Annotated in this window: 12 protein-coding genes; all 12 read right to left on the reverse strand. The window is 73.1% G+C overall.

Going from position 1 to position 13,458, the window contains the following annotated elements:
* Positions 1-12: 12 nt before the first annotated feature.
* From OHT51_RS43125 to OHT51_RS43180, 12 genes are read right to left on the reverse strand one after another with little or no spacing between them, the layout of a single operon-like run.
* On the reverse strand, positions 13-522 hold the full coding sequence (locus tag OHT51_RS43125) for a phage baseplate assembly protein V (protein WP_328884770.1): 510 nt from the start codon (positions 520-522) through the stop codon (positions 13-15).
* On the reverse strand, positions 519-1,637 hold the full coding sequence (locus OHT51_RS43130) for a hypothetical protein (RefSeq protein ID WP_328884771.1): 1,119 nt from the start codon (positions 1,635-1,637) through the stop codon (positions 519-521). Before OHT51_RS43130 ends, OHT51_RS43125 begins: the two co-directional genes overlap by 4 nt.
* Entirely contained in the window at positions 1,624-1,947 is a 324-nt protein-coding gene (locus OHT51_RS43135; protein ID WP_328884772.1) for a hypothetical protein, read from the reverse strand. Before OHT51_RS43135 ends, OHT51_RS43130 begins: the two co-directional genes overlap by 14 nt.
* On the reverse strand, positions 1,944-2,609 hold the full coding sequence (locus OHT51_RS43140) for a hypothetical protein (protein WP_328884773.1): 666 nt from the start codon (positions 2,607-2,609) through the stop codon (positions 1,944-1,946). Before OHT51_RS43140 ends, OHT51_RS43135 begins: the two co-directional genes overlap by 4 nt.
* Positions 2,610-2,634: 25 nt before the next feature.
* Positions 2,635-6,129: an eCIS core domain-containing protein gene (locus tag OHT51_RS43145; protein WP_328884774.1), complete on the reverse strand. Its 3,495-nt coding sequence runs from the start codon at positions 6,127-6,129 to the stop codon at positions 2,635-2,637.
* Entirely contained in the window at positions 6,126-6,374 is a 249-nt protein-coding gene (locus OHT51_RS43150) for a hypothetical protein (protein WP_328884775.1), read from the reverse strand. Before OHT51_RS43150 ends, OHT51_RS43145 begins: the two co-directional genes overlap by 4 nt.
* The gene (locus OHT51_RS43155) at positions 6,371-8,368 is read right to left on the reverse strand and encodes an ATP-binding protein (RefSeq protein ID WP_328884776.1); all 1,998 of its coding nucleotides are present in this window, start codon (positions 8,366-8,368) and stop codon (positions 6,371-6,373) included. The genes OHT51_RS43150 and OHT51_RS43155 overlap by 4 nt, the downstream gene beginning before the upstream one ends.
* The gene (locus OHT51_RS43160) at positions 8,368-9,102 is read right to left on the reverse strand and encodes a DUF4255 domain-containing protein (RefSeq protein WP_328884777.1); all 735 of its coding nucleotides are present in this window, start codon (positions 9,100-9,102) and stop codon (positions 8,368-8,370) included. Before OHT51_RS43160 ends, OHT51_RS43155 begins: the two co-directional genes overlap by 1 nt.
* Positions 9,099-9,965, reverse strand: coding sequence for a hypothetical protein (locus OHT51_RS43165; protein WP_328884778.1), 867 nt, complete (start codon positions 9,963-9,965; stop codon positions 9,099-9,101). The genes OHT51_RS43160 and OHT51_RS43165 overlap by 4 nt, the downstream gene beginning before the upstream one ends.
* Positions 9,962-10,720: a hypothetical protein gene (locus OHT51_RS43170; protein WP_328884779.1), complete on the reverse strand. Its 759-nt coding sequence runs from the start codon at positions 10,718-10,720 to the stop codon at positions 9,962-9,964. The genes OHT51_RS43165 and OHT51_RS43170 overlap by 4 nt, the downstream gene beginning before the upstream one ends.
* Positions 10,717-11,238 carry a phage tail protein gene (locus OHT51_RS43175; protein ID WP_328884780.1) on the reverse strand — a complete coding sequence of 174 codons (522 nt, stop codon included), beginning with the start codon at positions 11,236-11,238 and terminating at the stop codon, positions 10,717-10,719. The genes OHT51_RS43170 and OHT51_RS43175 overlap by 4 nt, the downstream gene beginning before the upstream one ends.
* 14 nt (positions 11,239-11,252) lie before the next feature.
* Positions 11,253-13,313: a phage tail sheath family protein gene (locus OHT51_RS43180; RefSeq protein ID WP_328884781.1), complete on the reverse strand. Its 2,061-nt coding sequence runs from the start codon at positions 13,311-13,313 to the stop codon at positions 11,253-11,255.
* Positions 13,314-13,458 lie beyond the last annotated feature (145 nt).

Here is a 13,458-nt window from a genome sequence, read left to right on the forward strand (position 1 = left end):
CGGCACCGGCTCTCAAGTCACCACGAGCGCACCCCCGTTGATGATCACCGAAGGGCCGGAGAGCACGATGGACGCCTGCCCGTTGCTGATGCTGATCCCGGCGGACCCGACGACGATCGACGCCCCGGCGGGGGTGAGTACCTGGAGCTGGGCCGCGGGCATGTCGGACAGGGTCACCGAGACACCGGTCGTGGTCTGGAGATGGATGTTCGGCGTGGCCGGAGTGCCGGCCATCGCCAGCAGCGGGGCACCGGCGGGCTCGGGCCAGAACGCCCCCGTCCAGATCGGGCAGTCGGGATCACCGGCCTCGAACTCGACCCACACCATGCTGCCCGTCTGCGGCAGCGCGATGACCCCCGCGGTGCCCTTGGCCGCGAACGGAACGGCGGGAAGCGCCCACGTCGAGGGGAACAGCCCGTACCGGTCGGAGAGCTGCACCTGGATCCGGCCCTGCACGAGGGGGTCGGCGGTGTTGAGGACGGTGGCGCGGTACTTCCCGAAGTACTTCGGCCCGGACGTCATGGCGTCACCTCCGGCACGTTCGACACCAGACCGTCCCGCGCGAGTTGAAACGCCTGCTTCCAACTGCCCCGCCCCAGGGAGTGCGTCACCGAACGCACGAACCACAGCCCGTCGTGCGCCCGTCCCGCGCCGCGCACCCCGACCAGGGAACGGGCGTCGAGGGGACGTCCGTAGCGGGCCAGGTCCATCGTCCCGGTCGCGGTCACCGGGTCCGCCGCGCCGCGCCCGGCGAGCAGCGTCATCAGGGCCTCCGGCAGTCCCATCCGGTCGGTCTCCAGCGGTTTCGTCCGCGTCGGCACCAACGGCCGGGCCGAGAGCGGCGGTTTGAGCAGCCCGATGTCCGGGACCGGCACGGGCACGGAGAAGTTCGCGACCTTGACGTGCCCGTACGGCAGGACGGCGGCGTTCCCGTCGGCGGAGAAGCTCATGCCGTCGAGGTTCGACGCGGTGTCCATGTCGACGGTCAGCGCCGGCTGCACCACGCCCGCCCGGACCTGCGGCCCCCAGTAGGCCATGTTCACGCCGGGCGCAGGACCGGGCGTCACATAGAACTCGTGACCGGCGTCCTTCGCCAGCTTCGTGGCGTACGCGAAGTCCGTCCCCTGCTGGTGGGCGAACTTCTCCACCGCGCTCGTCACCGGCTGGAACGGCGGGGGCACCGTCACCGGCACGACCCCGAACGCCGCGTACTTGGCCATCATCAGCGCCACCCGGGCGAAGGGCGGCATCCCCGGGAACGCGAAGCCGGTGGCGTCGAGCACGTCCATGTACCCGGAGACGTCCTCGCCGGTGACGACCAGGCGGTGCTCGCCCGGGCGGCCGGTGGTGGTGACGTCCTGGCGCTTGACCGGCCCGTCGGCGAGCACCTTCGGCACGCCCCGCAGCGTCGCCACGAGCACGACGCGCACCATCGGGTCGAAGAAGCCCGCGGGAAGCAGGGACGTGGCGATCGGCGACGTCTTGGAGTAGGTGAAGCTCAGCTGGAATCCCGAGCGCGAGCCCACCGCCTGGGTCACCGTGGCGCCGTCCAGGGCGTCGATCACCGCCTTCGGCGCGGGGGCGACGGCGACCGGCCCCATCAGGACGGTCAGCGTGACGGAACTAAGCAGTGCCATGGCCGGTGATCTCCAGGGGGAGCGGGATCATGACGAGCCGGCCCTCGGCGTCGGTCAGCCGGGCCGGGTCGGCCGCGCCGTCGGCGTCGACGACGCGCCACCAGAGGGCGGGGTCCCCGTAGGCGTCGTGGGCGAGGGTGTCGGGCCGCTCGCCGCCGGCGATCCGGCGGTGCCCGAGCGGCACATAACGATCCGGCGCGGGCAGGATCCGCCGTGCCAGGTACACCTCGGTGGTTCCGTCGTCGCCGGTGCGGCTGACGACGGGCACCCCGAAGTAGCGGCTGTTCGGCGGGTACGGCGCGGCGGTCACGGAAGCCTCGACAGACCGAGGGCCCGGACGTCGGCCCCGCGCCGGCTGGCGAGCCGCTCACGGCGGCGGGCGGCGGTGAGGAAGAGCTCGGCGCCCGTCGAGCCCATCGGGAGATCCTCGGACGACAGCACGCGCAGCCCCAGACCGACGCGGGCGAGGATCGGATTCAGCCGTGTGTCGAACGCCTCCTCGGTGACGGTGAACTCGGTGATCCGCACCGGCAGCGTGCGGTCGGCGCCCAGTACGAGCAGCAGCAGCGGGGACGGGAGCGGAAGGATCTCCAGCGTCCCCCTCCCGGCCAGTGCCTCGGCGGCCACCACGTCGGCGGTGGCCGGCGAGATCATGGTCTCCAGCTCGGCGAGGTCCGCGGCGATACCCTCGGCGACGGTGTCGGGGTGCTGACCGGGCTTCTCCAGCCGGTCGGTGGCGTCGAGGGCGATCTCCAGCTTCAGGGTCTCCACCGGCGGCCCGACCAGCCGGAGCGCCTCCAGCCGGTCACCCGAATCGACGCTCGCGCCCCGCGGGGTCAGCGTCCGGGTCAGCGTCTCGGGGTTGTACTGGAACGGGACGGTGCGCACGGCCGCGCGCCCGTCGGCGTCCATGACGACGAAACCGCCGCGTACCGTCCGGGGCGAGCCGGGAAACCCTGAAAACGCCGTCATCGCGATCCTCCTCTCCGCACCCGCGTCATGTCTGGGTCGCCGTGCCGCGGCCGAGCATGTCCCGGATGACCTGCACGGGGTCGATGGACTCGGGCTCGACCTTGATCTGGGACAGGCTCGGCCAGGTAATCCGGCCGTCCTTGGCGTAGGCGACCCGTCCGAGGGTGAGTTTGAGCTCGGGTCCGAGCTGCGCCGAGACACTGGCCACTTCATAGGTCCAGCGGTGCGAGAACACGCCCCACGCGGCGTAGAGCTCGGCTGCCAGCAGCACCTTGACACCGGCCGTCAGGCGGCCCTTGGCGTACGCCTCGGCGTCGAACGCGAACCCGTCCTTGTCGTAGTCCGCGGCGATCGCGATGCCGCCCTCGCCCTCGATGCGCAGCGACGGGACGATGTCGATGCCGCCCTTGGCCCCGACGGCACCGAGCGCGACCTCGGCCCCGATGTAGGCGCCGAAGGTGCCCACCAGTTCAGCGTAGGCCGGCACCACGAAGGCCCCGGTGAGCTTGGCTGCGACCTGGGGATCGTCCTCGAACGGGTAGAGCTCGCCCTTGAACGCCACCCCCCGCAGCACGACGGGCCCCACGCCGTAGCCCAGTTGCAGCGAGCCGCGCAGTTCGATGAAGGCGGTCACGGCCGGGACCGGGGTGGGGAAGGAGAACTTCACCCCGACGCCCTTGAGTAGGGGCACCGTCCCGCCTTGCGGGGACGGCCACTTGCGCACCAGGACGACGTCGCCGACGGCGACCTGTCCGGAGAGCCTGACCCGCCGGTCCTTGGTGATCTCGACGCCGAGAATGGGCTGCAGGTCCTTGGTGACCTGGTAGCCGACGCTGCCCTTGCCCCAGTACCGGCCTTCCTCGTCGAAGCCGAGCCCGATGGAGCCGTCGGCCTTCGCGGTCTTGACGGTGATCGTCGCCGTGCCCGAGAAGCGGCCCTCCTGCTCCTCCTCCGCCCGGTTGTACTGGACGTTCATCGTGGCCTTGAACTGCTTCCAGACGACCTCGGCGTCGCCTTTCAGGGAAAGGCCGCCCTCGCCGTACCGGCCGGAGAGCCGCACCGACTCCACCAGCGGCAGGGGCTTGGCGACCGTCACCGACCCGCTGTACGAGAGCGTCCGCCCGTCCCAGCGGGCGCCCAGCCGGAGCTGGGAGCCGCGGATCGTCGTGGTGATCGCTCCCGTCGCGTAGGGCGCGAACCTGCCGGACGCCGTGGTGAAGCCGATCTCGACGTCCGCGCTGGAATGGGGCAGGGAGGCCGTGTTTGCCGTGAGCTTGCCGGACCATCCGCTCTCGGAGTTCCATACGACGCGTCCCGCCGCCGCGTTGACACCGGGAAGCTTGCCGGCGGGGGCCAGATCACCGGTGGCGACCAGAGCTCCGTTCTGCACGGTCACGGCGAGCGTGCCGAGCAGGACCGGCTTGGCGGCCGGGCCGACGGAGAACGTGAGCGTTCCGCTGGGCGCCAGCGTCGGGGAGAGCCGCAGCGCCAGCTCGCCGCCGGTGAACCGGAAGGCCGCGGGCAGGGGGGAGACCAGTTTGGCCGCGGGGATCGGAGCCACCAGGGCGAGCTCGTCCTTGGCGTAGACGACATTGAGTCTGCCCAGGAACGGCACCGAGGAGTGGATGACCCCTTCGCCGCTGAGATCGCCCCGGTCGTCGAGCGCGATCCGCGTCAGCTCGCCCCGGCTTAGATATGGGTAGAAGAACGCGATCTTCTTGTTCTTCTCCGGGTCGAGCCGCAGCCTGCGGGCTTCGCTCGGCGGCCCCTGAGCGGGATCCGCGGCGCCCTCGGGCCCGGCCGTCGCGGGGGCGGGGGCCATCGCGGGCTCCAGCTCCGCGGTGAGGGTGATCGCCGAGTCGCCCTTGGTGGCCGACACGGCGCGGCTGTCGAGCGCGCCCAGCACGGTGTCCTTCGTGGACTTGGCCCCCGCCGCGGCGCGCCGGTAGATCTGGATGCGCATGCCCGGCACGATGCGCCGGGCGAGCATGTCCAGCGGTGTCTCGCCCGTGTCCCGCACGCGCACCGTCTCGCCCTGCCCGCCGGCCGACAGGGCGACGGGCTTTCCGTCCGACTTGGCCTTCTCCGCGTCCGAGCCGCGAACGGCCCCGGAGCGCAGCAGGTTCTCGATCTCGAAGCTGGCGTCGGGCTCCCCCGTGGGAACCGTCGCCTTGGAGATGCGGATCTGCAGCCTGCGGACGCCGGGCCCGCGCATGGCGGGATCGCGGATCTGCCGCACGAGGTCGACGAGGGCCTGGTAGGTCTCCCGGCCGGAGGCCTGGTTCTTGGAACTCGTGAGCAATTGGAGGTTCGAGGGGATCGAGGTTCCGCCCAGCTGCTTCTCGACGATGTGGTCGACGTCGCACTTCGCCTGCAGGAGGCCCGTGCCCAGGCCCATCACGACCTCCTTGACGGCCGGATCGGCGAGTTTCGCGCGGACCTTCTCGTTGTCGGCGGCGGCCGCCGTGACGGCGTCGGCGAGCTTCTTCGTCGTCGGGAAGCCGAAGGCGCCCAGCCACACGTTCTTGTACTTCTCACCGCCCTCCTTATACGCGGCGACCGACTCGTAGCTCGCGGTCGCGTCGCCCACGAAGAGGGGTGTGAAGACCAGGCGCTCGCCGGCTGCGGCATCGTCGTACGCCTTCTGCACCCAGGCACCGGCGCCCTTCTCGGCGGGCAGGGTGAATTGCGGAACTCTGACGACCAGTTCGGTCGTGCCGATGCCCGTCGGCTCGTCGACGACCACGCTTATCCCCGGCGGCAGGCGAAGCGCCGGGCCCGCCGCCGTCCCCGGCTGGGCGGCCGCCTCCTTCGGCGCGGCCGCCGGGCCGGGGGCGCTCGCCGGGACGGGCGGGGGAGGGGCGGCGCCCCGGCCGGCACGGCGGACGACTGGCGCGCCGGGCCGCGGTGCGATCGCCGGCCGGCCGCCGGCCGCCAGCGTCTCCACCGCGCGATCGGCCTCCGCCTCCAGCCGCGGGTCGTCCACCACCGTGGCGCGCGGACCGGCTCCCGTGTACGCCTGTACCACATGGGCCAGCTCGTGCGCGATGAGGCCGCGCCCGGCGGGAGTGTCGGGGCGGTACTCCCCGGTGCCGAAGACCAGGTGCGGTCCCAGGGAGAAGGCGCGGGCGTCGAGCGCGGCCGCCGCGAGGGCGGCCGACGGCCCGTCGTGGACGCGGACGTGGCCCAGGTCGCGGCCGAAACCGGCCTCCATCTGCCCGCGCACGGACGGGGGAAGAGGACGCCCGGGCTGGGTAACCGCGGCACGTACGTACCGCGGGCCGTGGTGCGGGGGCGCGGTGGCCGCGGGGTGGGCCCGGGTCTCTGCCGACGGAACGAAGGCGGGTGCCGGCGGTGCCGCCGGGCCGATCCGCGGAGCCGGTGCCGGCTCCGCGGAGTGCGGCGTGGTGAAGGCAGGCGACGGCGCCCGCCGGTTGTCCGCACGCGGCCCGGAGTCGCGCCGGGCACGTGCTGCGGGCCCGTGCTCCGTCGGCCGCACGGCCCGCGTCAGTGCCCTCATCGCGCCTCACCGCCGTCGAGCCGGTCCCGCACCGTCGCGACGACGGCCGCGGCCACCTCGTCCGCCCGGCGGTAAGCGGCGTCGGACCGTGGGCCCGGAACGGCCGGGGCGGCCGGCCACGACCGCCACGCGCGTTCCAGCGCCGCCGGGAGCGCGTCGGCGAGCCGCCGCGCCTCGATCGCCGAGCGGGCGGTCACCCGGAGGGCGCCGACCCGGAACCGGACCGACGGCGGGAGCGCGCTCACGCGGTCGCCTCCCAGGCCACATGGGGAACCGGAAGGTTCTGCTTGCGCAGCTCCTCGGCGAGTTCGGCCTCGATCATCGTCCGGTCCACCGGACGCCCCACCTCCGCGGCGAGGAACGCGGCCCCCAGCGCGACGTTGCGGATCGAGCCGCCGGTGAGCGGAAGGGCGGCCAGGGCGTCCCAGCGCACCGCTTCGACCGGGGCCTGCGGCGGGAACGCCGAGCACCACAGACGGCGCCGCTCGTCCACCGACGGCAGGGGGAAGTCCACCACGAACCGGAAGCGGCGCATGAACGCGGGGTCGATGGCCTGCCGTAGGTTCGTGGTGATGACGGTGAACCCCGAGAAGGTCTCGATGCGCTGGAGGAGATCGCCCACTTCGGCGTTGACGTGCCGGTCCGTCGCGTTGGCCACACCGCCGCGAGTCCCCCAGACCGCGTCCCCCTCGTTCCAGACCATCATCGACCCGGAGCGCTCGGCCGCGTCGAACACCGCCGCGACGTTCTTGGACGTCTCGCCCACCCACTTGGAGATGATCCGGCTCAGGTCGATGACCATGACCCGCACGTCGAGCGCCGACGCCAGCACCTCGGCCGCCATCGTCTTGCCCGTCCCGGACGGGCCGCAGAACAGCGCCGCCACCCCCCGTCCGCGCCAGCTGCCCCGCCCGCCCACCCGGGCCGCGAAACCCCAGTCGTCGAAGACCCGGGCCGCGTGGCGCACGTGCGACTCCACCCGCCGCAGCGCGGCCTCCGTGGCCGGCGGGAGCACGATGTCCTCCCAGCCGTAGGCGGGTTCCGCCAGGTGGACGCCGGGCAGCGGGGACGGAGTGAAGGACCGGGCGGCCACATGCCAGAGCGCGGCCGCCGCGCCCGCGGCGTCCGGGGCGGCGTCGACGGCCTCCGCGGCCTCGGCCGCCGCGGTGGCGATCCCCTTGGCGTCGAGCCGGAACTGCGCGGCCACCCGGTCCACTTCGCGCCCCAGCCGGGCGGCGCGGTTCGGGCCCAGCGCCGCGGCCCACCGACGGCCCGCGGCGGCGGGGCCGTCCCCCGGGGCAGGGACGACGTGGACGCCGCGCGCGATGCCGTCGGGGACCTGCTGTCCCGTCAGCAGGACGTGCCCCAGCACACGGTCGGCGAAGGCCGCGACCGGCCCTTCCGACGGGCCGTCGATGGCGTCGATCACCAGGGCGGCGCTCTCCAGCATCGCCTCGCGGCTCCACCGCGCGGCCAGAAGGTCACGTGCCACGGCGTCCTCGGGAACGTCGTTTCCCGACATGCGCCACGGGGTGAGCCCGAGCGCCGCCAGGGCCGTCGTGATCTCTTCCGGCGGAACGCCGGGCACGAGCACCAGCGGCGGCAAAGCGAGCGGCCCCCGGGAGGCCAGGGAACGGCCCAGCGCCGTCGGCAAGTCCCCCACCTCACCGGGACCGGTGGCTGGTACGGGCAGCGGAGCCATTCGGGCGGACACCAGCGGGTCGCGCACCGGCCGGCCGAGCAGGCGGTCCAACACCGGGGGGGCCAGCGTCAGGCGGGCCTCGATCCGCGGCGACGCCGGTTCCGGCTCGACGATCCCGAACCGCACCAGCGGCAGGGCCGCCGCCAGCAGCGAAGGACACAGCCCCGCGACCGCCCGGCACGCCAGCCACACCGGCAGCCCGCCGCCCACCACACCGCCGTGCGCGCTCGTCGCCTCCGCCGCCGCCCGCGCGACCCGCTCCGACGTGTCCGTCGCCAATAGCAGGACGACCACCTCCAGTTCGGCGCGGGACAGGTCGAAGCCCTCAGCCATGCGCCGCAGCGGGGACGCCGGACCCGCCCCCTCCAGCCACTGCCCCAGCGGGGCGAACCCGTCGGTCGGCACCTCGCCCTGGGCGATTCCGGTCAGGACCGGCAGGGCCATCGACTCGGCGAGCACGGCGAGGTGCGCGCGGGCGTGGCCCCCCTGCGGCTCCGGGCCGGCCGTGGCCGTGGCGTCGGACGGCGGTGCCGACATCAGGCACCGCCCCCGACCGTCACGGTGTCGTCCGCCGGCAGCGTGACGGCTGGCGAGGGATCCGGCCGCACACCGACCCGTGCCTTCTCCACTTTCCTGGCGGGCGGGTAGGTGTCGCCGAAGTCGAGGAACACGGTCGTCACCAGGAAGTGCGCGCAGGGGCGCAGCGGGGACTGCAGGGCGGACCAGATCTTCGTCGACAGGTCGACGTCGACCGGCGCCTGCGACACGGTGATCTGCTCCGGCTGGTGGGCCGGGTCGTGGAGCGGCTCGGTGGTGAGCCGGTCGAGCATATGGGTGGGCGTGTCCGGCTCGTTGATCTCGTCGAGGATCGCCTTGATGAGCTTGCGCGGGACGATTCCGTGCCGGTTGAGCGCCGCGACGCCGAGGCCGAGCAGCACCTCGCGTTCGAGGTCGGCGCCCGTGGCCGCCAGCAGGTAGTGCAGATCGACGGCCAGCGGTGACGGGGCGACCCGCCGGCCGCTCGCATCCACGTGCGGCTCGTGCATGCTGCGCCAGGCCGGGTTGGGGCCCACGTGGTGGAGGAACAGGTAGAGGCCCGCCGGTTCCGCCTGCCGCGGGGCCGCCGGGGTGGAGGGCGTCGACGGAGGACGCGGCGGGGGCTCCACGGAGACGGTCGGCGGAGTGAGGGGGTCGTACGCGATCTTGACGCGCCGCTGGAGGACCTGCTGCAGCACGTAGGTCGTCGCGGGGACGGCGAACTGCGCCGTCATGACGCCCCCTGGTGCGCCGCGCCGGTCGGGCGGGACTCCAGTAGGTACTGCCCCAGGGACGGGCCGGTCCCCGGCCGCGGCCCGCGCTCCCTCGGCGGAGCCGGTGCCCTGTCAGCGGCGATCCGCACCTCGACCCGTCCGATCTCGACGACGACCGGGGCCGGTTCCGCCTCCGCCTCGACGGCCGGAGGCGCCCCGGAGTCCGGCTCCACCGGCATGGGTTCGGCGCGCACCACCTCGGATACCGCCACCGGTTCGACCGCGGGCACCGGGTGCGCGGGGACCGCCGCCGCACGCGACGGCACGGCGTCACTACCGGCTACAACGGGTCCCGGGGCGGGGCCGGCGGGCGGCGCCTCGGGCGCGGGCGCCGGGCACGTGGCCGGAGCGGCCGGCGGCGGGGCGGCGTCGGCCCGGGAGGGCCGTTCCTCACCCTGCCGGGAGGCCGACGGGTCAAGTTCCGTACGGGCAGCGGGGAGGGGCCCCTCCCTCTCGTCCTGCGGCCGCCAGCCGTCGCCGGCGGGCGCGTCCGGGCGCCGCGGGCGCTCCTCCAGGCCCCCGGGGAGGTCCTGCCCCGGCCGGGGCGGCCCGCCGGGAGCCGCGCGGACCGGTGACGGACCGTCGACGGACGTCTCGTACATCCACGCCCGGCGGACCGCGGGAGCCACGGGCGGCAGGACCGGAGCGTCGTCCACCGGGCGTGGGAGCGGACCGGGGAGCGCCTCGTCCTCCGTCTCCTCGAACAGGGAGCGCGGTCTCGGCTCGGCGGCCACGGCGGACGCGTCCTCGTCCCCGGCCGGGCCGCCCGTCATCCCGCTCGCGCGCCGGAGCGCCTCCGCGTACGCCGACTGTCGCACCGTCATCGGACCACCGCCGCACGGCAGGCCGGGGCGTGTCCCCCGGTGATGAGCTCCACGTACCGGCGGCGGCGCGGCGCCGGCAGCGCCAGGATGGCCTCCTCCGACCAGCCGTAGCCGCCCGCGATCACATCAACCTCGCGCATCAGCCCGTCGACGAGCACGTCGAGGTCCCGGGCCACGAAGTCGGCGGGATCGGCGTCCGCGGCGACGGCGTGCCCGCACTCCGCGCACGACAGGCCGACCCGCAGCGAACCGGCCGGGTCGAGGGCCTCCCACGCGTCGACGAGCCGGTCGAGATCGTCCTGGCTCAGCCGTGGGGCCTCGTCCAGGCAGGTGCGCGAGGCGAGCGCGCGCAGCCCGTCGGACGGGGACCGGCCCGCCACCGCCGTCAGGTCCGCCAGCAGCGGCAGCCGGAACGCCGACTCCGCGTCACCGACGACGAGATGCGCCACCGCATCCGCGTCGGCGCGGGGCAGCCCGGTCACGTCCTCCACGGGCAGCACGAACTCGTTGTCTGTGCCGCAGGCGGGACACAGGACGTGCGCTTGGACCGGCCGGCCGACCAGGCTCCGGTGCACCAGGAGCAGGCGCTGGTTGCGGGTGCCCAGCGGGTAGCCCAGGGCGTCCGGCCCGTCGACCGCGAGCAGGAGGGCGACGACACGGTCCCCGGCGGAGCCGCGCCGCGACAGCGGCCAGAGCCGGACGACGTCCTCCGGGCTCGGCATGGGGGTGGGTGGGGAGTCCACGGTACGGATCACGGCTCGACGAAGCTCGGTTCTTTGGGCTCGGCCACGGACAAGTCGCGTTCCCAGCCCTCGTTCTCGAGTTTGAGCTTGGCGATGGCCACGGCGTTGGCGTTGGCGTCGAGGTCGGGGAGCGCCTGGTACTCCGACACCCAGCACCGGTGGACGACGTAGCCGAGCACGACCTGTCCTGCTTCGTTGAGCAGTTCGAGGATGACGTCCTTGCGGAAGTCGGCGAGCGACACCTCACCGCCCGCGGAAGCCTGGAAGTTCCACGTCTTGTTCGCCCACTGCTCGAACTCGGCGTCGTGGGTGACTCCGCGTTCGAGCGTGATCGCGTCGTACTCGCTGCGGCCGGGCGACTTGTACGACGTGGAGGGGTCCCCGCCGGAACGGTGTTTGACGACCTCGGTCGTCCGCTTCAGCAGGGAGACCTTCGAGACGCCCGCCACGTAACGGCCGTCCCACTTCACCCGGAACTTGAAATTCTTGTAGGGGTCGAGCCGCTGGGCGTTGACCGAGAACTGTCCCACGATGTGCTCCTGTCTCAGACGGCCGGCTGCACGATCTGCTTGAGGCTGATCACCACGAACTCGGCCGGTTTGAGGGGCGCGAACCCGATCACGATGTTGACGATTCCCTGGTCGATGTCCCCGGGGGTGGTGGTCGACGCGTCACAGGCGACGAAGTAGGCGTCCCGCGCCGAGACGCCCTTGAAGGCGCCCTGCCGGAACAGCCCGTGCAGGAAGGCCGTGCAGTTGACCCGCAGCTGGGACCAGAGCTCCTCGCCGTTCCGCTGGTGGACCGCCCAGCGCAGGGAGTCCGACAGGGAACGGAGGATGTGGTTCGCGGTCCGCCGCACGGGGATGTACTTCCACTGGCTGGCCAGCGCGTCCGCGCCGTCCACGGTGCGTGAGCCGAACGCGACGGTCTGGTACAGCGGGAAGCGCCGGATGACGTTCAGCCCCAAGGGGTTCAGGAGGCCCTGTTCCCCGTCGGACATCTCCACGGACGGACCGTAGACGCCCGCTAGGAAGGCGTCGGTGCCGGCCGGCGCCTGCCAGACGCCCACCTGGTTGTCGGTCCTGGCGATGACACCGGCGACGGCCCCCGACGGCGGGTGCGACACGATTGTTCCCGGGTGCAGCGGATCATCGACCCTAATGTTCGGGAACCAGGCACCGGCGTGCGTCGACCGGAACCCCAGCTTGGTGGACTTCCACGACGACGCCGATTCGATGTCGACGGCGGACGGCGGCGGATCGACGATCAGGAACGCGAACTTGCGCGCGCACACCCGGGCCGCCTCGGCGTACACGGTCGACGCCCCCGCGTGGTGCGGCGACATCGGATTGGCGACCGAGGGGCGGACGAGGTCGGGCAGGCACAGGAGATTGAAGAACGGGTCGAGCGCGTCGAGCGCGGTGACCGCGCTCTTGAAGGTGTCCGTCGACGGCTGCCCGGCGGCGTCCCCGTCGAGGCCGGACCTGGTGTCCGAGACGAGGAACTGGTCGGTGCCGGCGAACACCACCTTCTCGTACGGGTGACCAAGCCGATAGCGCGAGGGATTGGCAGCCAGAACCGTCAGCTTGTACTCCTCCAGGAGCGAGGCGCCCGAGGCCGGGGCCTCGATCGTGACGGTCGCGTCGTGGACGCGCTCGGCGCCGGGCGCCTGGTCGGGGCGGCTGATGGTCAGGCGCAGGAACGCGCCGTCCTCGCAGAGCTCTCCCTCCACGGAGGCACCGGCGAGCTTGCCCTGCCGGTCGGCGTTGGCGCGGATGGCCTGGTTGAGCGCGACGACGAGCTGGTTCACCAGCTCCAGGCGGCTGGCCGGCCTCCTGGTGTCCTTCTTGAAGACGGTGACCGTCACGTCCTTGACCGAGAACGCGGCGTCCTCCTTGCCGTCGGCGGCCCTCCTGGTCACCGTCAGGTTGACGGCGTAGTCCTTGTCGAAGGTACCGGCCACGGCATCCTTCTCGATGCGGTAGACGGACCCGGTGGTCTGCGGGCCGTCGGCCCCTGCGCCCAGCAGCCTCACCTTGAGCAGCCGGGAACCGGTGTCCGGGTCGCCGAGCACGGTGTCGGCCGTCCGGGCGTTGCCCGCCTCGGTCGTGAGGTCCGCGAACCGCTCCACCGAGCCGGTCACCGGATCGACGACCGTGAGGTTGAAGCGCTTCGTGTCGTGCGGCGGCGTGGTCGAGTAGGGGTGCGCTCCGATGCCGAACGGATCGATCTCCAGGAAGAGCGATCCGCTCGCGGACCCCGAGCTCAGGGCGGTCACGGCAAGGGAGGGGTTGGCCGTGGTGACGCTCTGCCTGATCCGCGATTCGGCCTTCCTGGCGTTGTTCACGGGGAGCCGCATGACCTCGGCCCGGCCGCCGCCGTTGGCGAAGAAGTGCAGGACGGAGTACGACAGCGAGCTCTTGCCGTACAGCCCGCCGAACTTCCGTTCGAAGTCGGCGAAACTCAGACACGTCGTCGCCCGCTGGTCGATGCCCCGCAGGGTCGGCCCCATGAACAGGGCGATGGACGTGGGCGCTCCGGTGACGGTCCGGACTCCGGAGTCCAACTCGCGCGTGTAGACGCCGGGATAGGTGAGGTTGAGCATCTCATGGCCTCCGTGGGCCCGGGGTGTCCCGGCAGTGGCAGGGGGACGCGCGACGAGGCGCGCGGTCGGCGCGAACAGCGGACCGGCTGGTTCCAGGTTGGACGAGTACGGGCAGCATCATCGACGCGGGGCCGGCCGTACGGAG

The sequence above is a fragment of the Streptomyces sp. NBC_00299 genome, from assembly GCF_036173045.1.
In the GTDB taxonomy this organism is placed as follows: domain Bacteria; phylum Actinomycetota; class Actinomycetes; order Streptomycetales; family Streptomycetaceae; genus Streptomyces; species Streptomyces machairae.